This is a genomic window from Reichenbachiella faecimaris, from assembly GCF_900176375.1.
In the GTDB taxonomy this organism is placed as follows: Bacteria; Bacteroidota; Bacteroidia; order Cytophagales; family Cyclobacteriaceae; genus Reichenbachiella; species Reichenbachiella faecimaris.
This window is the reverse complement of the sequence record NZ_FWYF01000002.1, coordinates 876,803-899,781: the sequence shown is the minus strand read 5'-3', so window position 1 is coordinate 899,781 and position 22,979 is coordinate 876,803. Positions and strand designations below refer to the sequence as shown.

The window sequence follows — 22,979 nt, the reverse complement described above, 5'->3', positions numbered from 1 at the left end:
TGACCATGAAAAGGACATTTTTACTTTCTCTTTTATTCATTTTTCAATTAGGCTTCTTACATACAATTGAAGCACAAAGGAAATTAAAATATGAAGATTTATTGCCTGGCATTCTTCAGGATGAGCCTGGAGTAGGTGTTGCTAATCTTGAAAACCTAATAGAAACAGATCCTGAAAATCCAAGCATGTATCTTCAATTAGGCTTGATTTACAACAGACGCTTTCAAGAAAGCGATCCGATTACAGGGTACAAAAAAGCCATGGCCAACATCTCTTTAGCCAAAGCCGCTTTTGAAAATTGCGAGAGATTTATCACTGAGAAAGAGGTGAAAAAGAACAAGGAAGAATATATCAACTTTGCCATCTATGATGACAAAGGCAAATTCACTGTATCTCTTGATTCAATTTCAAAAGCCATACTTATGGCCAGACAAGACATGGAAGCATTTGAGATCAATATGCCTGGCATCTATGATGACTTCACCAGGAGCTATACCCATTATTCCAAGGCCAACCAAATCTTCACCAAAATCATCAGTCGACATGCATCTATCAAGGACCTATATTTATTGTATGATGATAAAATGTCCGAAGAATTCGAGCAAATAAAGTCGAATTACAACGAAAGTTTAAAATACTTCAGCGCATATAAAGAAAAAACCAACGGGTACGACATTGGTTATTATCAGGAAATAAAAATTGACCCCATTAACATCTATAAGTTAGACGGCCTTGCAGTAGAAATCAACTTCCTCAAGCAACAGCAAATTCCAATATGGAATTATGCCAAGTGGGTAGATGATACTAAAGCCTATATCGATCAGAACATCACGGCACTCAGAACCATGATGGTAGAAAACCAAAAGATCATCTCTGCTAAAATCAATCAAGTAGAGGAAGATGTATTAAATGGAAAAATAGAACCTATAGAAGTTGACAAAGAATTTCTGTTTACGCTCAGAAAGTATGATCTCATTTCTGTTGTTGAACCTTTGTTTTTATACAATGAAAAAAAACATGAATTGCTCATACAAGAGCAACTCAATAAGGTATCAACTGAAACCATGAAAATCTCACCAGAACGTCAGATCAGTCACTATGGCTATTTGCTGAGCTCTATTCGAAAATCAGACACACTTTTGCAACATGTGGAAACCAGAAATACTGATTTTTCATATCAAAAGTATAAGGGATTTATAGACAACTATTATTTAGGCACTGCTGGTTTGCAGAAAATGATTTCAACAGAAAAAACTACCAATCAGAAGCAATTTGCTGACTACTTGGCTGATACACGGCAGCTACTTCAGCTCAAGTACACCTCTGATTCTATACAGAGTACTGTAAAATATCGCAGAATATCAATCCCAAACTATATCAGCAGGCCAAATCTAGATGCTCTCCAACCAGCAGAAAGAATCACCATGCACAAAACCACTAATCTTGATGGATCAGCCTATCTGGGTGGGATATATTTAGATGATAAATCAAGTTTAATTACTGCCTACGTTTGCAGAGTGGAGCCAAACCATTCTGTACGCTGGTACAAGGATTTTTCCTTACAAATGGACAGCATAAAGGCAGACTCGCATACAATTCTGGCTGCCATGGTTGGCGGTCAAGCTGGATGTACTTTTGTTCTTAACGGAACACACATGGAGAGTGGAGCCAAAATCAACACGCTCTTTGCATATAGTGAAGAAGGTAGCCAAATGATGGTGCGAAATTTGACTATTGATGAATTTCCTCGAATCATTGAATTCGAAGAACAGACCAACACTTTCTTGATTGGGTTTAATGGTCGTGATCTAGCCAAAGACCTGACGCAATCAAATCAGATAGTATTGGCTAATTATAATGTGATTGGGGATCTACTCTGGAAATACGAAAAAGAAATAGTCGGAGATTTGGTAGGAGTGGTAGCACTGGAAGATGGTTATCTGATTACTGGCAACTATTCTCGAATTCAGGATAGTTCGGGCAAGTTTGTTAGGGTAGAAGATGGATACGCTTCTTACCTTATCAAAATGAATAATACAGGCCAATGGTCTAATGAAAGATTTTTGAATACCACCACTCCCTATCGCACCACGCATTTTCTTAAATCAGGGGAACACTCTATACATGTACTGGGCAGTACTGATCTTTCTCAAGAAAATTTTGAAACAAAATCTGACCAGCTTGTGCATTTCGTAGTCAACCGAAACTTAGACATTGTAAGCAGCCCTCTCCAGTAAATTCTATCTAATTATCTCAAAACTATGAGTCAAGTCAATAGCTGGATCCAAAGATGAGGCCACACTACAATAATTATTCACTGCTAAGTCTATCACCTTTTCTGCCTCCTTCTCGGTGAGATCAGGTGAAGTGATGAAATATTTGATATGGATTTTAGTGAATTTTTTAGGGTGAGTATCCGCTCGTTCACCCGTAGTCTCTGCCTTCAAATCCACAAATGTTCTGCGCTTTTTTTTGATCATAGACACCACGTCCACAGCTGCACATGCCGCTACTGCTGAAAGCATCAAATCCATAGGTGATTGATCCTTTTTTTCATCTTGAGCGTGCATATCAATGGCTACTGTATTGCCCACTTGATTAGTTGCTTCAAATTCGCTATCAGCTTTGTAACTAAGTGAAGATGTCATATTAGATTAATTTTTATCAAAAGTATTCAGAACAAAAAAAGAAAAGGTTTTAATAAATTAAAATCTTCTCTTTCATGATGAAGATCACCTATCCCAAAAGGTAGTTTAGCACCTCCTTGGCCTGAGCAGTTTCCAACCTTGGTCCGAACTGGGCTACTACTTTGGAAGAAGCCAAACTAGCCAATTTTCCTGCCTCAGCATAGGAATGTCCGTTGGTAATGCCAAACATAAAAGCTCCGGCAAACATATCACCTGCTCCATTAGAATCTATGGCATCTACTTGATAGGGCTCTATATCAATGAAGGTATCACCGTCAAAAATAGTAGCTCCATTTTTACCCAAAGTGATTGCAAAACGTTTGGCAATCTTTTTTAGTTCTTCTCTCGCCTCCAGCAAATTGTCTTTTTCTGTATAAAGCATGGCCTCTTCTTCATTACAAAATAAAAAATCAACTCCATCACCTACTACTTCTTGCATTTCAGTTCTGAAAAACTTCACCATACTAGGATCAGAAAAAGATAAGGCCACTTTCACACCATTTTCACGTGCAATTTGCATACCTCTAAGCATGGCTTCACGACCAGATGGTGAGGGCACCAAATAACCTTCAGAATAAATATATTTCGATTGTTTGATCGATTCCTCATCTATCTCATGGACAGAAAAATCTGATGTAATTCCCAGGAAAGTATTCATCGTACGTTCTGCATCTGGTGTTGTCATCACCAAACATTTTCCTGTGATGCCTTCTGGAGCCGTTTCCTTAGTTAGTTTGGTATCGACCTGATTTGCCGCCAAATCCTTCAGGAAGAATTGACCAAATTCATCATTCGACACTTTACATGAGTAGTAGCACTTGCCACCAAACTGACTGGTCGCCACTACTGTATTGGCCGCCGATCCTCCACCCTTCATCATGTTCTCGTCAATGTCAATTGCGCTGATCAATTCATTCTGTCTGTCTTCTTCCACCAACGTCATCAATCCCTTTTCTACTTGATGCTCCAAGAGAAACTTTTCGTCAACTTCGAACACTAGATCGACCAAGGCATTGCCTATTCCATACACATCGTACTTCTTCATGATTGCTTGTTTTGCTTGGCGCAAAGAGAATGAATTTTTCGTTATATGAACCTATAGTTGTTTCAAAAACTACAACCAGAGCCTATGGTTAGGATTAGAGTAATTGGCGAAACAGCCAGAATTTTGGAGATAGAAGACGGAAGTTGACTAAAACCATGATCCAGACTTCATGCTTCTGACTTCCCTCTCCAAATAAATTGCACAGGAACATAAAATACTTTTTTTTTGCGCTCTGCCTTCATTATCAGGCAATTATTGAATTAAAAATCAGAGAGACGTGAGTACGGAAAGACGAACCAAGGTATTAGAGGTTTTAAAAACAGCAGAAGTAGGCGCTAGCCTACTTGTGAAAGGGTGGGTTAGAACCAAAAGACAAAACAAGAATGTGGCATTCATTGCCCTAAATGACGGCTCTACAATCAATAATTTGCAGTTGGTGGCAGACCCTAACCAGATAGCTGAGGAGTTGCTCAAGTTGGTGACCACGGGTGCTTGTATTGCCGCCAAAGGTGATATCGTAGCCTCTCAGGGTTCAGGTCAATCTGTAGAAATGCATGTAAAGGAGTTGGAAATATTGGGAGAAGCCGATCCCGAAAAATATCCATTGCAACCAAAAAAACACTCTTTAGAGTTTTTGAGAGAGATCGCTTACCTACGTCCAAGAACCAACACTTTTGGTGCCGTTTATAGAATTCGTCACGCCATGATTTTTGCGGTACACAAGTTCTTCAATGATAAAGAGTTTTTGAACATTCACACGCCAATAATAACAGCATCAGATGCTGAAGGTGCTGGTGAAACGTTTAGAGTGACTTCTTTGGACATGGATAACCTTCCCAAGAATGAAGAAGGAGCCATAGACTATAAGCAAGACTTCTTTGATAAGGAAACCAATCTGACCGTTTCAGGTCAGTTGGAAGGTGAGCTGGCTGCTATGGCCTTGGGCCAGATATATACCTTTGGCCCTACATTCCGAGCAGAAAACTCGAACACCACGCGACACTTGGCAGAATTCTGGATGATTGAGCCAGAGATGGCCTTTTTTGATGCAGACGATAATGCAGACTTGGCCGAAGAAATGCTTCAATACCTGGTGCAATATGCTCTGGACAACTGTCAGGATGATCTAAAATTCTTGCATGACAGAGAAGTAGAAGAGAATAAAAACAAGAAGGAAAGTGAGCGCCCTGAGTTGTATCTGATCGATCGTTTAAAATTTGTGGTTGACAACAAATTCGAAAGAGTCACTTATACGGATGCCATTGATATTCTTAGAAATTCCAAGCCAAACAAGAAGAAGAAATTCAAGTACCTTATTGATGCCTGGGGTGCCGACTTGCAGTCGGAACACGAAAGATATTTGGTAGAAAAGCACTTCAAGAAACCTGTGATTCTTTCTGATTACCCAAAAGACATCAAGGCCTTCTACATGCGTCAAAATGATGATGGCAAAACCGTAGCGGCCATGGATATTTTATTTCCAGGTATTGGAGAAATCATTGGTGGATCTCAGCGTGAAGAAAGGCTGGATAAGCTCGAACAAAGAATGGATGAAATGGGTGTGCCTAAAGAAGAACTTTGGTGGTATCTGGATACACGTAAGTTTGGTTCTGCTCCACACAGTGGTTATGGACTTGGGTTCGAAAGAATGATCCTCTTTGTGACAGGTATGACCAACATCAGAGACGTGATTCCTTTCCCAAGAACTCCTGGAAACGCTGAGTTTTAAACGCACAGAAAATAATTCTTGGCTGTTACTAACCACATGCAGCCAAGAATCTTAGTAACTTTAGAAGACATTTAACCCAAAACATCATGTCATTTCTATTCGAAGATTTCAAAGGCTGGAAAGCGCTTTGTGAAAAAGAGGGTGCCCTATTGTTTGAGCCCGTCTTGAAATATGAAATTGAGCAAAAAGGAGCTTCTGAGGAAGCTATTTGGTCAGGACTGGGACAGGCCTATCAGGTAATGAAAGAAGCTGTGGAGACAGGACTGACTGAAGACATGTCCTCACACTCAGGTATGATCAAAAACGGGGCAAAAAAAGTAGCCCAGAATAAAACAATTGTCCTTTCCAAAGAATTTCAAACACTGATATCAAGTGCGCTAGCTGCCAAAGAAGTTAATTCATGCATGGGACGTGTAGTAGCCGCTCCCACAGCAGGAGCCTCTGGAATCCTTCCAGGTGTGCTGACTACGATGCAAAAAATTCATACCGTAGCAGATCAAAAAATTTACGAAGCACTTTTGATTAGCGCTGGTATTGCGCTCATTTTGGAGCAAAAAGCATCTCTGGCAGGAGCAGTAGGAGGTTGTCAGGCAGAGACAGGCAGCGCGGCTGCCATGGCCTCAGGTAGTATTGTGTACTGTCTGGGTGGCTCCATTGATCAAGTATTTAATGCAGTGGCTGTTACTTTGCAGTGCATGCTAGGCTTGGTTTGTGATCCTGTGGCAGGCTTGGTAGAAGTGCCCTGTGTAGTACGAAATGCAAGTGCTGCTGCAATTGCCAATTCTTCCGCTCAAATTGCCCTCTCTGACGTAGACAGCGTCATCCCTGTTGACGAATGTGCTGAGGCCATGGGCGAGGTAGGACAAAGCATGGAAACCAGATATAAAGAGACCGCAATGGGTGGCTTAGCTGCCACAAAAACCGGACAGGCCATTTCCAAAAGAGTATTGATTCAAGACATTGATATGCTGGATGATGAGTGATAAGTGTGATAACGGCCAGTGAAATAAAAAATGCCTTGTCCAAACATTAAGGACAAGGCATTTTAATATCTGATTGGTTACAAGCTTATTCTGGTTCTGTTGCAGGAATAGGGAATTCTGTAAATACGATCTGAGGAATAACGATGGCATTGCCATCTTCATCTTCACCCATAATTACATCCACAGGAACATTAGCTTCATTCAGCCTGTCAAACCTTCTCAAGTCTGCCATCCTATGACCCTCACCCCATAAAGAATACCTTCTTTGATGTAGCATTTCATCAATTAGATCTGTTTGATTAACTAGCCCTGTATAAGGCCCTATGTTGGCTGCATTTCTAATAATATCCAATGCTGTCACAGCATCAGCCAAGTCAGAACCTGTATTTCTCATTATCATGGCTTCTGCCTGAATTAAGATTAATTCTTCATTTCTGATAATATCAACAGGAGAAATATTAGTCGCATATAACCGAGTCTCGTGCGTGCCTCCAACTCCACTTGAGGTAGTAGCAGAAACGCGAGGAGCCATTTTATTGCTCACTCTCAAGTCACCTGTCTCTGCATCATTAATATGGCCATTATTCACAACAATCTGATTACCATTTTGATCTGGAGACTTAAAGAGCCCATTTAGGATATCCGCACCAGCAGTACTAAAACTCATCTTAGGCCCTACAGTCAAATCACCAGCCAAATCAATGAATGAGCCTCCTAGTTCAGTTATCGCATTCGCGTAATTTCCTGCATATAACTCAGCTCTAGCTGCTAAAGCATTGTTAAAAGTGGCAAAAGTTGCTGGAGTATCAAACCCCTCAAATCCAGAAGTCAATGTGAATGCAAATTCTGCACTTCCCAAAGTAGTTTCTGCATCATCCAGAATTGATACGATTTCTCCATAAACTGTGGATTTGCCTTGGATGGTACCCAAATTATCAGGGTCTGCCACATCTAACCTTATTCCATTATCATTAAAATACGTAATGAGTAGTAAAAATTGATGTGCTTTAATGGTATTAGCAAAAGCTATATATCCATTTCGTTCTGCGGTCGAAACAGACTCATTTGCATTTTCTGCTGCTTCCACCAGTATGTTACAGTTTTTAATTGTCCTGTATCTCTCATTCCACGGACCAGTAGTATAAAAAGTATTGTTATCCAAGACGGTCTGGTCCTCGTTAGCCCCAAGTAAATCAGTTCTATTTCTTGGGTCAGCATCAAATAAATAAAGCTCGCGAGCCAATGTACCTGATGATGTCACATAGGTGTCGTGTGATTCTCTCATTCTTGCCAGAATTCCTGTAACAAGGTTATTCAAATCCACATGTTTTGCATCCAACAACACAGCTTCTAGGGACTGATTGTTTGGGTTGACCTGATCATCAATTTCACATCCTGATAAGATGAAAAGAAAGATGAATATTTTATATATATGTTTTTTCATGATTTCTTATTTATTCAATCAAAAATTGACGTTTAAATGAAAGTAAAACTGCTTCGTGCTTGGAAACGGCGTTACATCTAAACCATTTGATATTACACCACTTCCATTGGTTGATACTTCAGGGTCATAGCCAGAATAGTCAGTTTGTGTCCAGAGGTTTCTGCCTGATATACCTACTTTGATTCCACGAATCACCTTATTAACTGAGCCAAGTGCGGACATTGGTACTCTATAATAGAGCGCTACTTCTCTGAGTCTCACATAAGCTGCTGATTCAATATAAGTGTCCTTATATTGACTGCCTCTACCATCTATCTCAGGGTTAATACCTCCATCATCCAACAGAAGTGCTGATAAGTTCAAAGCATCTCCACCTTTCTTCCAGTGTAACAAAAAGGAAAAGTCGAAGTTTTTTAGAAATGTCAATTGATTCATAAAAGACATTTGAAAATCGGGCTCTGTATTAGCCACATCAGTAGCAACTCCATTCGCATCATTTTGTACAATAGCTGTAATTCTATGGCCTTCTCTCAAATAGAATGTACCCAACCCTAAACCAAAACCATTATCTGGTGCAGGGAATGGATCAACACCCAACCTGGTTAAGGTAGATTGGTTTTTCCACCAATTGATATTAGTGGTCCACTGAATCGCATCATTTGAAATTGGTCTTGCTGATAAGCCTAGTTCGATACCCTTGTTTTCTAAATCGGCTTCATTAAGCACTTCTGATGTAAATCCAGAAGAAGTAGGTGTACTTCTATCAAAAAGCAGGTCTTCTACCTTTCTTATATAATAAGTAGCTTCCAAGCCAACCTTACCATCCAAGAACCCTAAATCTGCTCCAAACTCAATCTCTGATGAAGTTTCAGGGAATAGCGTTGGGGTACCTCTCTTTGGGTCAATGGTTGTTCCACCATTTCCCTGAATATTGGTTGCATTTAGATTGGTAAAAAGTGAACCATAAGTAGCACTGCTACCTGTCTGACCGTATGCTGTTCTCAACTTAAACTGGCTAATTGGCTCAAAAGTCCAGAAATCAAAATTGGCAATGTTGACAGCAAGCGAGGCCTTTAGGAAATTATAATATTTATTGGGGTCTCCATTAAGGCTTGACTTATCCATTCTCATGCCTATTGTTCCAATAACTTTATCGTCCCAATTGACCTCTTCCTGAAAAATAATACCAAATTCTTCGTCATTTTCTCTCGTCTGCTCTATCGAGCGGGCTCCACTTTGTTCCAAACTGGTTTGGCCAGGAATCAATTGAGTGGCTTGATTGTAAACAAAGTTTCGATCAAATTTTAAATATGAAATACCCGCTTGCGTGCTGAATCTAAGTGCACCCCCATTCAAGTACTTATCAAAGACTACAAATGATTGAAAGTTTCTGTTATTGAAGGTATTTTTTCCTACACCAACAAAGCCATTTTGTTGTCCTACCTGACCCTGATGGGTTTCTGGTACGTAGACATAGGTTTCATTCAAAAAGTAATCAATACCCCCATTAAAAGTCAATTTAAGAAGTGTATTGGTTTCTTTAATGATGTTGTAGTTGATTTTAGCACCTGTGATAAATCGATTGACTTCGTCGCTATTTTCAGCTTTATCTCTTACAAGTAGCATATTACCAAATGAAGTTGGGTTATCTGGATAATTACCAAATTCATCTGGGTGCAGGTCGTACCATGGTCTTGTATAAGCCAAGTTGTACCCATAGGAAAGTCCTCCTTCATTTTCGTTACCCGTAAATCCTCTGTTGGTTTTGGTATTGATATAATTGGTATTAAACGCAATGTCCAACTTATCACTTAGTTTATGCTTTAGATTTAATCTAATCGAGTTACGATCAAAGCCAGTTCCTTTGATAATTCCTTCTTCATCTCTGGTTGATCCAGCCAAATAGAAAGAGCTTTTTTCATTACCTCCAGAAACACTTATTTTGGTATTTGTAATTAATCCTGTCTCTCCATATATCTCCTCTTCATAATCATACAGCTGATCTGCCGCACTAAATAAAGCTGCCTCATCATCATCATAAGTCGCAGCCACGCTGGCAGCAGTCCAATTTCTCAAGCCAATGAGTCGCTGCACCTTACTGAATCCTATGTCTTGAGAAAAATTAACATCTGTTCTTCCACTTTTTCCCGTTTTGGTTGTAATGATTACAACTCCTGCATTAGCTCGTGTACCATAAATAGCTGCTGCAGATGCTCCTTTTAGCACTTCAATACTTTCTATATCAGAAGGATCTAAATCAGCAATTCTATTTGCAGAATTCTCTTCATTGCCTCTGTTCGCACCTGAAGCATTTCTAACACCACTTGGAATTTCAGAGTTGTTAAGGTAAACTCCATCAATAATGAAAAGTGGTTGGTTATTGCCTTTGATTGAGGATATACCTCTCAATCTTACGCCAATACCTCCTCCTGGAGCACCAGAACTGGCAGTAATATTTACACCAGTCATTTTACCATACAGAGCGCCATCCAGTGTAGGTTGATTAGTCGTTCCAACTAATTCTTCTCCCGAAACTGTTGCTACAGCATTAGCCAAATTACTTCTTTTGATGCTGGAAGCAAGACCAGTCACGACAACCTCTTCCAAATTGGTTACATCTACAGTCATGCTCACATCTACTGTACTGGCAGCACCAATAGCAATTTCAGCTGTAGCATATCCTACATAAGTAAATAATAATGCAGACCCGTCGGCTACCTCGATTCGATAGTTTCCGTCTAAATCTGTCAACGTACCTGTTGCAGTACCTTTTACAATCACATTCACCCCAACGAGCACTTCGCCAGACGAACCATCCGTAACTGTACCCGAAATGGTCTTTTGGGCATAGGCTACAGAAACCGATAACATAAGCATTATTAATAATGCTGAGTAAACTTTTTTCATAAGTTTGGTTTAAGAGTTTAACAATACAGCTAACAATCGTTAGCACATGGATATAACAACCATGTATATATAGTACCATTAATCACGCCTTAGCACCTACTATAAAAAAAATAAAATTGAATTACTTAAAATTAACGCTGAGCTTAGCTGAAATGACAGTGCCTAAATAGCCAAATTGATTCACCTCCCACGCATATCTAAACCTCCCGCCCAAATTGGTCAATGGGTCTCCTTTGGCATCTATCTCATCAGGATAAACATTCAACAAATTGTTTATGGAGATCCCAAACGATGCCAGTTGACTCAGTTTGTAATTGATGCTGATATCAGTAATAATTTTGGAAGAATAGGTTTGATCTTTCAGTGGATCAGTAGCATGTCTCCATGTGACTTCTCCAAATCGAGTGAAACGCAGTCCTGTTGAAAGTTTTCCTAATCCGTAGTCCAATGCCAGCAAAAATTTACTCGACGGTCGTGCAGATAAAATTCTTGCCTGTTCTTTTCTATTAAATATTTCATTCCCAGAAGCTGCCAATGGATCTGGAGTTCTAATGGCGCTTTCAATAGATGTTGTGGTAAGGTTTCCTGCAAAACTGACATCCAGCAAGCCTGATCCAAGGGTGATTTCTTTGTAGCTCAATACGCCATCAACTCCTTTGGTTCTGGTATCTGCCGCATTAATAAAAAACTTCAAACTGGTTACATTATACGATTTTAGTGTGTCTTCCAGTGCTGTAAGCGTATTTGGATTTCCGTCTGAGCCTATTTCGTTTGTAAATAAAATTCGGTTGTTCACTCGTATGTCATAATAGTCACAAGTAAACTCCAGTTTTCTGAAAGGCTGAAGTGTTATGCCCCCTGAGAAGTTCAAAGAATTTTCTTGCGTCAAATTAGGAACTTCGAGTTCACGAATAATTGGACTGTTATTATTAAATGTTCCCTGATTAGATATGGTGCCATCAGACACCAGTGTTTGCACATTGCTCAAATGGATTTGATGCAATGATGGTGCTCGAAAGCCAGTACTGGCAGAAGCCCTTAAAGACACCAACTCACCAAATGGTCTGTACCGAGCGTTAAACTTCCAGGTGAAGTTTTTTCCGAAATCATCATAGTTTTCAAATCTGGCAGCGCCTCCCACGAGGATGACCTTGTTGTCAAACTCTACGTCAGTGTAAACACCCACATTGAAACGATTTTCGTCTACCTCATCTGCAGGTCTTATACCAGGAAAGGAGATAGACCCACCACCTTGATAAGAATCCTCTTCACCTGCAAAAGCTTCAAAAAGTTCTGTTCTGAATTCTGATCCAAAACCAATATTAAAATTGTCAATACGCCTGAATAAATCAATATTGTTAATCAAATTCCTAAACTGATAACCACCTGCATCAAATCGAGTTGGAGATTGCCTACCCAAAGTTGGGTTCATGGTTTCTCCAATATGATAGGCCACAGTATTGGTACCTGAGACTGCGCTTATGTCCACGTCCCATTCTCTTATTTCACTTCGAATGCCCAAACCAAGGGTCCTATCACTGATGTCAGTTTCAAAAGTTGGGTGAAATCCTTTATACACTTCATCATCTTTGTGAAAAATGTGATCTGGATCAGGCACCCAATAAGGGGTCCTATACAGGGCAAAACTTGTACCTTGCCTGAGGGTAATACCACCAAAGGAATACAATTCTGAATGGTTATTCAAAGGGACTTCAGCATTATAAAACACATCAAAGGTGCTCATATCAGGTTGCCCGACAATCATTCCCAAATCAGGATTTTCTGCCACCCATTCTTCAAACCCTTCCTCATCGAAAAACTTATCTTCACCAGGTTTTCCTGCTCGGTTGGTATACTCTTGTTGTTTGTAGGATGTCGTAATATTCAAAAAACCACCAGCCAGTAAGTCAAATCCAGTATTCGCACTAAACCCATAGTTAAACCCGTCACCCTTGGTAGTAATACCCGAAAAAGCCTTGATCGTGGTCTGCTCTGCCTCCTCTTTCAATATAATATTGATCACACCCGCAATGGCGTCAGATCCATATTGAGCCGAGGCGCCATCTCGCAAAATTTCAACTCGCTCTACTGCTTCTATAGGAATGCTTTGCATATCTACTCCTACTTCTCCCTTTCCTGGCGTGTCGTTGATATAAACCAGCGCACTAGGGTTTTTTCGTTTTCCATTGATCAAAACAAGCGTTCTACTTGGACCTAATCCTCGCAGATCTGCAGGGTTGAAATGAGCAGTTGCATCAGACACCGTTTGCTGAGAAGCATTGAAGGATTGCATTTTGAAATTGATCATTTGATCCAATGTCAACTGCCCCGTGGCTTCCAGCTCCTGGCTGGATATGTTGTCGATAGGAACTGGAGAATCTAAAACTGACCTTGGGTTGAATCGAGTCCCTACAACAACTACATCGTTTAGGCTTTGCAAATCAGTTTTCATTTCGATATGCAAATTTGTCATGGAAGATTCTGCATCTAATTTGATCGTTTCAAAGCCAACATAAGAAATAGAAATCCTTGCCGTTTTACCTGGAATGGTCAGTTCAAAATTTCCGTCAGTATCAGAAATGATCCCTATTTGAGATCCGCTAACACGCACAGATACGCCAGCCAAGGGTAAGCCATCTTCTTCATTAAGAATTTTTCCTGATACTTTGAAGTGTCTCCTTGGCTCATCAGCTGCATCAACATTTGTTCGTACCTTATAAACGTTGATGGTCTTGTTTATTTGTTTGAATTTTAGTTGGCTTTTTTCAGAAATTTTGAGGAGCAAGTCTGCGAGAAGAATCGTTTGCTTGGGGTTGTTAATCCTTACGTCCGCATCGACATCGTGAATGTCGTAGGCAAATCTAAATGGTGTGAGTTTTTCTATTGCCTCAAAAGCTTGTACAATAGTGGCTTCCTCCAGTACCAAGCTAACTTTAGTATTTTTAATATTATCATACTTTCCTTCTCTGCCAGATGCTGCTAATAGGGAATATGAAAATATTAAACCAAGAAAAATTAGTCTGGTAGAGGTTTTTGGCATAGGCTATATTTATTTAAACATAATTTCCACCCTTTTGCGCTCCATTTTATATTCAAAGTTTTTTGTCAACTTCATTCCTTCTAGAATCATTTCCAGTGACTGATTCTCAAATACGCCCGTATACCTCCAATCTTCAGCTGGCTGCTTATTACTATGAATATTCACACCAAACCATCGTCCCAATCTATTTTTTACTTCCTCGTAATTCGCATCACTGAATTTAATAAGTCCATCTTTCCAACCAGTAATTTCATCTTTATCAAACGGAATTTTTTCGATCTTTTTTGATAGGGATGAATAGCTCAGTTGCTCACCTGGCTTCAGGTAGTATTCAGCACCTAAGGTTTCAGAATCAACCTTAATTTTTCCTTCTGTCAAGGCAATATCTAGTTTGCTTTCTGCTCCATAAGCCCGGACATTGAATGCGGTCCCTAACGCTGTAGTCGAAAACTGTTTAGATTTTACCACAAATGGTTTTTGTGGATTTTTAGCCACTTCAAAATAGGCTTCTCCTTTTAATTCTATCTCTCTAAGGCTACCCTCAAAATCAGCCGAATAGCTAATGGAACTCTCAGCATTGAGGAATACTTTACTCCCGTCTGGTAAAAAATGGGTAGATTTTTGACCGCTTGGATTGGATTTGACAATGCGATGAGGTTGGTTTAGGGTCTGTAACTCAGGAAAAATCAAATATGTTAATCCTGCAAATGTCACTAGCAAGGCAACTGCTGCCGCTATTTTCGAAAAATAGCCATTTCTTGCATTTTGTGAACGTTCCTCTTTGGTCTCCTCTTTAATCTGACTAAAAATCGATTCCAATCTCGTCTCATCTGTAGCCTCTTTAGCATCCAGATAATTCCAATCCTCCTCAATTTCCTCTAAGATCTTTTCCTCCCCTTCTCTAGAATTCATCCATGCCACAAACTCCTCAGTCTCTTTCTGAGTTAGCTGGCCCGCCTTGAAAGCTCTGTATTTGTTAAAAAAATTCAATCCTTTATAGTTTACACATTAAATACAGCTTAGGTATCAACAGCACCCACTCTGATTTTTCTTTTTTACGAAATATTTGAAAGGTTAGATTTTAAAGTTTTGATCGCCTTATTCATTTGGTTTTCAACTGTACTTTCGGCTATACCCAGTTTGTCAGCTATTTCCTTGACTGATAAGCCTGAGTCTCTTCGTAGCAAAAAAATCTGCTTCCGTTTAGGTGGGAGGTCTTCAATATTAGTTCTAGCTATTTGCTCAAGATCGGAAAAAATAATCTTGTTTTCTGTTTCGTTGGTTATAAGATCTGATTTTTCAATTTGTTCGCGATACTGCCTACGACTAGCCTCCTTTTTAATTCTATTGAAAATATGATTTTTCGCAATAGTTATTAGAAATGCATTAAAAGAAAGCTTCGCATTAATGGTATCTCTTTTGTTCCAAATTTTGAGGAAAACTTCTTGAACAATCTCTTCGGATTCTGCATGTGATTGGGTGTATTTGTAAGAAAAGTTATACAACTTTTTTCCATACAAATGGAATAGGGTAGTGAAAGATTGGTGACACCCGCCCTTTAATTTTTTGACCAATTTTTGTTCTCCCAGAATAGGCAAGACGATCTATTTTTTGAGTTAGCCTCACAAAATAGATAAAATTCAGGAGTTTCGCTTTAATCTCATCCACAAATCCACTAACAATCAGCTATTATTGATTTACATAGTTGATGCCAAACTGCTTGCTCAACTTCTTTTTGGAGACTTCTTCTACTTCTATGGTAAGGTAAAGGTCCTCAACGGGTTTGTCTCTTACGCACTGAGTTGATGCTATTTTATCAATCACCTCATATCCTTCGACCAATTGGCCGAATACTGTATAAGCATCATCCAAGTGAGGCGTACCACCAATTGTGGTATAAGTATTTATTCGATCATCAGAGACCTCTTTTCTTACAGAGATACCCAGTTCAGATTCAATTAATGACGCCTTGCTTGTTACAAGCTTATTTATTCCATCATAATCTCTTTTTTCTTGTAGAGCAACTAGCTCTTCGCGCAGTGCGATAAATTGATCATTTTGCAAAAGTTGACCAATGCCAGCATTGAGCTTTTTCTGATCAATCGTCAATTCGTCTTTTGTCCAGGTTTTCCCCTGAACAATATAAAACTGACACCAACTAGAAGCTTTTGCTGGGTTGTTTGTACGTGCGGCAGCAAGGGCTCCTTTTACGTGGAATAATCTGGCATCAAATTCTGCTGGAATCGTTTCTATTTTCTTAGGAGCATTTGGCTTCATATCCACACCTCCACCTTGAATCATAAAATCTTTAATCACTCGATGCCAAATGGTGCTATCATAAGACCCCTCCTTTATCAATTTCAAAAAATTGTCTCTATGCAAAGGGGTTTCATCATAGAGAATGGCTTTCATGTCTCCCATAGAGGTATGGATAGTAACTAAAAAGTCCTTCTTTCCTTCCGTTTTTGTGTATTTCTGTACTACGAAAGAGCGCTGTTCTTGAGCACAAGCACTCAATACCATTGAAATTGTAAAAAATAAAAATAATTGCTTCTTCAAAGTCATTTTATCCAAATTGATGTTTTCTAATATCTTCTAGTATTTCACGTCCGCCATTTTCGAGTACATACTCACCTAACGTTTCTCCTACTTTTTGAGCGGCGTTTGTAGTAGAGCAGCAAGATTTTTCAACAGTTGTTTTGCCATCCAAACTAATGATGCCTCCAGATAGAGTTAGCACTTCGTCCGTAATGGTAGCCAACCCAAAAACAGGAATGCTACAACCTCCATCCATTTTTTTCAGAAATGATCGTTCTGCGATCAAGCATTTTTCACTAGGTTCATGATTGACTGCTCCACGAACAATATCTTTTTTTTCCTGACCAAGTGATGCATAAACTTCAATAGCAATGCTACCCTGTCCAACTGCTGGAACAAATCTTTCTGGGTCAAATTCATGTACGATCATATCCTCGTATTTCATTCGATGGACCCCTGCATAAGCTAACCAAAGCGCATCACAAGCCCCCTCTTTCATTTTCTGAATACGAGTTTGTAAGTTGCCTCTAACAGGTACTGTTTTGATATGAGGATAGTATTTTTGAAGAAAGGCCAATCGTCTAGTCGAGGAAGTACCTAAGATAAGGTTCTTATCATCCAAATCAATGGACTTATGACTGACCAGTACGTCATGAGATCTTTCCCGTTCACCAAAGGCGATCAACTCAAAACCTTCTGGCAAGGTAGACTGCATATCTTTCGCACTATGCACGGCAATGTCAATTCTTCCATCTCTGAGCTGTTCTTCAATCTCTTCGGTAAAAACGCCTTTGCTCCCTATCTTGGCAATAGTCACGTCCAGGATTTGATCTCCTTTGGTTTCTATTTTGATAATTTCTGAATCTGCACCTTGCTGTTTTAGCAAGTCCTGCACATGATAGGCTTGCCACAGCGCCAGCTTACTTCCTCTGGTTCCTATCTTTATGGTCATGCTGCTGTCATTATTCTGCCGACAGTGAGCGACAAGTCCAAAAATAATATTTTCACATTGGCATTTCGTTCGAGGTGATAATGTGCTTTGCTGAATTCTTCACTGATTCGTTCGAGCTTGTGTGTGGTCAAAGCCTTACCAAATTTCACTGCAAAATCCTTTTCTGATTCATTGAGTTTTTCCTTTTCATCTACCAGATACTCTGATACCACAGCTTGGCGCATCATGTTCAGTGCATATTGCAGAAACAGTTTTTGAGCCGTCTTACTCAGTTTACTAAAGGATTCATTCGTGCCATTGAGAGAGGTAAAATCTTTGATCCAACACTGGCGCATCCAATCACGAAACATGACATGAGCATCGTCCTCAGTGCTATCAATATTTTCTACTGCTGCGCTCAAACTGCCTTCTGCCAGAGCAGCTATTTTCTTAGCTTTTTCGGCCTCTACACCCTTATTGTCCACCAAATACTGCTGTAACTCTTCATCACTAAATGCTGGGACTTTAAACAATTGGCATCTTGAAAGAATGGTTGTCAGTAGTTTTTCATATTCACAAGTCACTAAGAGAAACAGCGTCTTCTCTGCAGGTTCTTCGAGTATCTTCAAAATGCCATTGGCTGCTGAGATATTCATATATTCTGGCAGCCAGATGATCATCACTTTGTATTCTGCCTCAAATGATTTCAGTGTCAAAGATTTGATGATGTTTCTACTTTCTTCTTTAGAAATATTGGCTTGCTTGTTTTCCGCTCCATAGTGAGCACTCCAGTCAACCAGTGTTCCATACTTATTGGTATTCAGGAAGGTGCGCCATTCTTTGAGATAGCTAGAGCTTACGACATTTTTTCCAGTTATGCTTTTGGTAGAGCTAACTGGAAAAACGAACTGCAAATCAGGATGAACCAGTTTGTCCATTTTGGTACAGGACTCACAGGTACCACATGAATCTGTTTCGTTTTGGTTTTTACAATTGATGTAGGTGGCATAGGCCAGAGCCAAGGCCATATTCGCCGAACCCTCCTGCCCATAAAACAGTTGGGCATGCGCTACATGATTGCCTTTGATGGCATGAATCAACTGCTGCTTGGCTGCGCTAAGTCCGGGAATATCTGCGAATCTCATGACTATTTTTTTGTCGAGCGGTCAAAGATAGTTTTTAATATCTTTTCGTCAGCCTCTGTCTGTTCGATATTCTTTCGAGCCCAAACTTTTCTTGCTGTTGCTATCGCCTTTTCAATTTTATGCGTCACCATTTTTTCTTGTCCGCCCCATGAAAAAGATGGGATATAAGTAGGAGGGAATCCACTACCAAATACATTGGAACAAACGCCAATAGTAGTACCTGTATTCAGTGCTGTGTTGATGGCTGTTTTAGAATGATCTCCCATAAATAGGCCACAAAACTGCAAGCCTGTTTTTATAAAATCATTCGTTTCAAAGTCATAGACATTGACTTCGTCATAATTGTTCTTGAGATTGGAATTGTTGGTATCAGCTCCCAGATTACACCACTCACCTACTACAGCATTGCCAAGATAGCCGTCGTGTGCTTTGTTGGAATTTCCATATACAATAGAATTAGACACCTCTCCACCAATCTTGCAATTAGGCCCTATGGTCACGCCTTCTCTGATTTTAGCATTCATGTTTATTCTTGAGTTTTCGCCCAAAGCGAATGGCCCACGAATGGTAGCACCTTCTTGCACGATACTATTCTTGGCCAAATAGATTGGTCCTTCCTCAGCATTCAGAATAGCTGCTTTGATATCTACACCTTCTTCGAGAAAGACATTGTTCGTACCATATACAATGGTATGTGGATCACTGATTTTTTGAGAAGTTCTGCCTTTAGTCAGTAGGTCAAAATCCGCTTGCAATTGTACTTTATTGTTGGCAAACAAATCCCAACTCCTATTGATAGCTGTACAATCTGATTGATAATCTATCGACATAAACCCTTGCAGATTGATGTTTGTTTCTAGTGAATCAAATGATCCTTTAGCCGCTATAAACAATCCATCTTTTCGTAGTAGCTCATTTTCATTCAAATTTTTGATTGTATTGACCAAATCCACATCTGGACAAACAATACCATTGATCATCAATTGAATTTCACCCTTGGGCTTAGGGTATTTTCCCTGTAATTCTGGGACTGCCAGAAAACTTATGGATTGATTAAAATGCTTTTCCCACTTTTCTCGAATAGTGAGGATGCCCACCCTGAGGTCGGCCACTGGTCTGGTGAGTGTAAATGGAAATAGCTTAGTCCTATGCTGGGATAGGTCTGCTAAGGAGATGTTCATGGGCTAGAAATAAAAAAGTCTTCAGGAACAAATATCCTGAAGACTTCAATCTTTTTTCCCGAAAGGGGTGATTATTTTTTCTTGTATCTTTTGTTGAATTTCTCAACTCTACCCGCAGTATCCACAAATAGTTTCTTACCAGTGTAGAATGGGTGAGATGCAGAACTAACTTCAATCTTCACAACTGGGTACTCATTTCCATCTTCCCACTTGATGGTCTCTTCAGAAGTCATCGTAGACTTTGTCATGAATTTAAAATCACTTGACGTGTCCCAGAAGATTACTTCTTTATACTCTGGATGAATATCTTTTTTCATGTTTTTATCTTTTGTGCGCCATGGTTTTTGCCATAGTGCTTTTCTGTTAAAATTTTCGCCTATTAACGAAAAGGATTGCAAAAGTACTTAAACCTCAATGAATTGCAAAACTATTAAATAAAAATGCTTTAAGCTGTTTTTAGTGTGGATAAACAATATTTTAGCAGTTGCGCCACTTCTTATATTAATACTACATATTTGGGTTGCAAGTAAGCGGATCAATGAATAAACATACACTCCTCTTAATTCTAGTTTTTTCGGCCTATTGGGTCTCAGCCCAAAGCATCTATGCCCCGTTGAATGCTGATTATTATCACTTGATAGATCGTGCTGATGTGCTGAACAAAGACTTTAGCGAAAGCTTACATAGTAGTTTCAAACCCTATAGAGCCGCGGATGTAGTTGCAACTATGGATTCTGCTGATTTCTTGAACTCTACCCAAGATTTATTCAATGCCCAATACATCAAAACGGATCATTGGGAATACTGGAGTGAGGATTCTGTTCGAATTAAAAAACCGTTTCTGAAGAAAATTTATAAATCAAAGGCGGATTTTCTTCATGTAAATACTAAAGATTTTAAACTCAGGGTCAATCCTATTTTATATCTGAGTGCAGGCCGAGACAGTCAGAGTCCTTCAACGCCATTTATCAATACGCGTGGCGCACAGATCAGGGGATCCATTGACGGCAAAATCGGGTTTTATTCTACCATTGAGGAATCTCAAGCTGTGTTTCCCAAATATGTTCAGGACTATACGGCTGATAGAGGCGTGGTGCCAAATGAAGCCTTTTGGAAAAAGTATGGTGATCATGGTGTAGATTTTTTCACTGCGCGAGGCTATTTCACATTCAATGCCAGCAGACATGTTGCCTTGCAATTTGGGTATGATAAGAACTTCGTAGGTCATGGCTATCGTTCACTCTTGCTATCAGACTTTAGTGCGCCAAGCACCTTCTTAAAAATTCAGACCAAAGTATGGCGCATTCAATACACGAACTTATATACAGAACTTGTTGCTGACGCACCTTTCAGTTCCTTTGGTTCGAATGGCACTGAACAATTTCCAAAGAAATTTCTAACCTCTCATCATTTGAGCATCAATATCACGAACAACTTCAATGTTGGTGTTTTTGAAGCTGTTATATTCAATAGAGGAGACAGTACGAGTTCGGCTTTTGAGTGGAATTATCTCAATCCAATCATTTTTTATCGCTCTATTGAACAGTATACTGGAAGTCCTGACAATGCATTGTTCGGCATAGATTGGAAATGGAATATTGCCAAAGGTGTACAGTTCTACGGGCAAGGGCTCTTGGACGAAATGGTGATCAGTGAACTCAAAGCTGGCAATGGCTGGTGGGGCAATAAATTTTCGGTTCAGCTAGGAGGCAAATATTACAATGCTTTTGGCATCAGCAATCTTGATCTGCAAGCCGAATACAATGTATCCAGGCCATTTACTTATTCGCACGAATCGATTTTTACCAACTATGCGCATTATCGACAACCACTAGCCCATCCACTAGGCGCTAACTTTAAGGAAGCTGTTTTCATCGCACGTTATCAGCCCCTGCCTAAATTGTACCTTAGTGGAAAGTTTATCTTGAGCAAATATGGAACTGATCCCGCTGGTCAAAATCTAGGGTCAGACGTCCTGAAAGACTATACTACCAGAACTCAAGAATATGGCAACAGTATAGGCCAGGGAGTTTCAAATGATCAATTGTACGCAGACCTGACCGCCAGCTACATGCTCAAGCACAATCTGTTCATTGACCTCAGACACATCTATAGAGATCGAGACAGTGCTGATCCTACATTGAGCTCTTCCACCAATTTTTCTTCGATATCTATACGACTGAATGTGGCGGCTAGGGAGCAGAGTTTTTAGATACTTATTCTAATTTTTTTGAGTTTGGATCTTTCCGATTGGCATAAAAAGAAAGGATTTCAATCTTATCCTCCTGCACTCAGAAATAAATGCTATTGAGCTTAGCTACGACGGCTCTACGTATTTGTTTCTCTTTTCCTGCGGACTGAAAAAGATAAGGATTTAGAGAAATAAGTTTGATTTTTTGTTCTATGGCGATAGAAAGATTTTGAAGTTCTTTAGTCGTCCAATTTTCTTCGAGATAGTTAATAGGTCTCTTCTAATTCAAGTAGAGCATGCGCTGTCCACTTGATTTTATAACCACTTCTCATAAATCTTACGGGCTTCAGAATGGGGTTTTAGGTTCCTTTTTCTGCATCTGCCAGACCTAATTCTATGGACTGTTTTTCATTTTCCGAAATTTCTATCCACCAGTCAGAGGTTTCTTTCTCTCGAATTGCAATCAGTTGGTTCAAGATGTTATCATCCTCTACAGACGCCAGCCACTGGATCAAATCAAGTTTCTTATTTTCTAGTTGAGTTGACATAACTTAAAGATAAGATTTTTTGAATTTATAAAATCGGTTTGTTAATTGTTATCTTCCCTAGAAGTAGCACTCGATTTCTCATTGATGTACTTGACTAATTCAGTCCTAATTTCAATTATTCTCTTATCTGAATTTTTTGCAAGATATTGGATTGAATTCCTCCAAGAAAAACTGAATGGAACATGTATCCAATCTCTCTCTTCAAGCTTTTCATAATAGAAATGAATCTTACATAAAGTCTTCAAACGCTCGTCCAAATCTGTTATCTCACAGAAAATTTTTAAATCATTCCTAATTCCACCTCTAGTTGATATACATCCATAAGAAAATAGAACTGCCTCGCCGAAATATATTACTTCAAAGTTTCCCGAGGGAGTTTCTTTTCCACCGTTGTATTTTTCACATAGCAATGTGTAAATTTTTTCCTTTCGTAACTTTTCTATTTTATGGATATAGAACTCTTCTTTATAAAAGAATACAAGCCAAATAATCGTAACCGAAATAATAAAGTACCAGTTTAATATTTCTATCTTAAAAAGAATGAATAAAGAAATTACATACATTAATAAATACAAAATGTAACTCGGTTTGTATTTTGTACTCTCCACAC

18 protein-coding genes are annotated in these 22,979 nt (G+C 39.4%); 4 read left to right on the top strand and 14 right to left on the bottom strand.

Annotation, left to right across the window (positions count from 1 at the left end; translation table 11 throughout):
• The first annotated feature begins 5 nt into the window (after nt 1-5).
• The gene (locus B9A58_RS11650; protein WP_084373013.1) at nt 6-2,237 is read left to right on the top strand and encodes a hypothetical protein; all 2,232 of its coding nucleotides are present in this window, start codon (nt 6-8) and stop codon (nt 2,235-2,237) included.
• Nucleotides 2,238-2,240: 3 nt separating this feature from the next.
• Here the strand turns inward: B9A58_RS11650 and B9A58_RS11645 are convergent, their stop codons facing one another.
• Both B9A58_RS11645 and B9A58_RS11640 read right to left on the bottom strand, forming a co-directional pair.
• A complete protein-coding gene (locus B9A58_RS11645) occupies nt 2,241-2,648 on the bottom strand; it encodes an OsmC family protein (protein ID WP_084373012.1) in 408 nt (135 codons plus the stop codon).
• Nucleotides 2,649-2,736: 88 nt separating this feature from the next.
• On the bottom strand, nt 2,737-3,732 hold the full coding sequence (locus B9A58_RS11640) for an adenosine kinase (protein WP_084373011.1): 996 nt from the start codon (nt 3,730-3,732) through the stop codon (nt 2,737-2,739).
• A 277-nt stretch (nt 3,733-4,009) separates the two neighbouring features.
• Here B9A58_RS11640 and asnS point away from each other — a divergent pair, with 277 nt between their 5' ends.
• Both asnS and sdaAA read left to right on the top strand, forming a co-directional pair.
• Entirely contained in the window at nt 4,010-5,461 is a 1,452-nt protein-coding gene (asnS, locus tag B9A58_RS11635) for an asparagine--tRNA ligase (protein ID WP_084373010.1), read from the top strand.
• Nucleotides 5,462-5,547: 86 nt separating this feature from the next.
• Nucleotides 5,548-6,444, top strand: a complete 897-nt coding sequence (sdaAA, locus tag B9A58_RS11630) for an L-serine ammonia-lyase, iron-sulfur-dependent, subunit alpha (protein ID WP_084373009.1) — start codon at nt 5,548-5,550, stop codon at nt 6,442-6,444.
• A gap of 85 nt (nt 6,445-6,529) precedes the next feature.
• On the opposite strand, the gene B9A58_RS11625 is transcribed toward sdaAA, so the two are convergent.
• From B9A58_RS11625 to B9A58_RS11580, 10 genes are all read right to left on the bottom strand, one after another.
• Nucleotides 6,530-7,888 (bottom strand): RagB/SusD family nutrient uptake outer membrane protein, encoded by a 1,359-nt coding sequence (locus B9A58_RS11625; RefSeq protein ID WP_084373008.1) that lies wholly within the window; start codon nt 7,886-7,888, stop codon nt 6,530-6,532.
• Nucleotides 7,889-7,906: 18 nt separating this feature from the next.
• On the bottom strand, nt 7,907-10,795 hold the full coding sequence (locus tag B9A58_RS11620) for a SusC/RagA family TonB-linked outer membrane protein (protein WP_084373007.1): 2,889 nt from the start codon (nt 10,793-10,795) through the stop codon (nt 7,907-7,909).
• A gap of 121 nt (nt 10,796-10,916) precedes the next feature.
• The gene (locus B9A58_RS11615) at nt 10,917-13,835 is read right to left on the bottom strand and encodes a TonB-dependent receptor (RefSeq protein WP_084373006.1); all 2,919 of its coding nucleotides are present in this window, start codon (nt 13,833-13,835) and stop codon (nt 10,917-10,919) included.
• Between the two features lie 9 nt (nt 13,836-13,844).
• Nucleotides 13,845-14,825: a FecR family protein gene (locus tag B9A58_RS11610; protein WP_084373005.1), complete on the bottom strand. Its 981-nt coding sequence runs from the start codon at nt 14,823-14,825 to the stop codon at nt 13,845-13,847.
• Between the two features lie 65 nt (nt 14,826-14,890).
• Nucleotides 14,891-15,409 carry an RNA polymerase sigma factor gene (locus B9A58_RS11605; RefSeq protein WP_221407852.1) on the bottom strand — a complete coding sequence of 173 codons (519 nt, stop codon included), beginning with the start codon at nt 15,407-15,409 and terminating at the stop codon, nt 14,891-14,893.
• Between the two features lie 115 nt (nt 15,410-15,524).
• Complete coding sequence (locus B9A58_RS11600) at nt 15,525-16,400, bottom strand: peptidylprolyl isomerase (RefSeq protein ID WP_084373003.1); 876 nt, start codon at nt 16,398-16,400, stop codon at nt 15,525-15,527.
• Nucleotide 16,401: 1 nt separating this feature from the next.
• The gene (gene hemC / locus B9A58_RS11595; protein WP_084373002.1) at nt 16,402-17,325 is read right to left on the bottom strand and encodes a hydroxymethylbilane synthase; all 924 of its coding nucleotides are present in this window, start codon (nt 17,323-17,325) and stop codon (nt 16,402-16,404) included.
• Entirely contained in the window at nt 17,322-18,449 is a 1,128-nt protein-coding gene (locus tag B9A58_RS11590; protein ID WP_084373001.1) for a DNA polymerase III subunit, read from the bottom strand. Before B9A58_RS11590 ends, hemC begins: the two co-directional genes overlap by 4 nt.
• 2 nt (nt 18,450-18,451) lie before the next feature.
• The gene (locus B9A58_RS11585) at nt 18,452-19,630 is read right to left on the bottom strand and encodes a GlmU family protein (RefSeq protein WP_084373000.1); all 1,179 of its coding nucleotides are present in this window, start codon (nt 19,628-19,630) and stop codon (nt 18,452-18,454) included.
• Nucleotides 19,631-19,701: 71 nt separating this feature from the next.
• Nucleotides 19,702-19,947, bottom strand: a complete 246-nt coding sequence (locus B9A58_RS11580; RefSeq protein WP_084373219.1) for a type B 50S ribosomal protein L31 — start codon at nt 19,945-19,947, stop codon at nt 19,702-19,704.
• Nucleotides 19,948-20,168: 221 nt separating this feature from the next.
• Here B9A58_RS11580 and B9A58_RS11575 point away from each other — a divergent pair, with 221 nt between their 5' ends.
• Nucleotides 20,169-21,842 (top strand): hypothetical protein, encoded by a 1,674-nt coding sequence (locus B9A58_RS11575; RefSeq protein WP_084372999.1) that lies wholly within the window; start codon nt 20,169-20,171, stop codon nt 21,840-21,842.
• Between the two features lie 338 nt (nt 21,843-22,180).
• On the opposite strand, the gene B9A58_RS11570 is transcribed toward B9A58_RS11575, so the two are convergent.
• Together B9A58_RS11570 and B9A58_RS11565 are read right to left on the bottom strand one after the other, a co-directional pair.
• Nucleotides 22,181-22,369, bottom strand: a complete 189-nt coding sequence (locus B9A58_RS11570; RefSeq protein WP_221407851.1) for a hypothetical protein — start codon at nt 22,367-22,369, stop codon at nt 22,181-22,183.
• Nucleotides 22,370-22,410: 41 nt separating this feature from the next.
• Nucleotides 22,411-22,977: a hypothetical protein gene (locus B9A58_RS11565; RefSeq protein WP_139793849.1), complete on the bottom strand. Its 567-nt coding sequence runs from the start codon at nt 22,975-22,977 to the stop codon at nt 22,411-22,413.
• Nucleotides 22,978-22,979 lie beyond the last annotated feature (2 nt).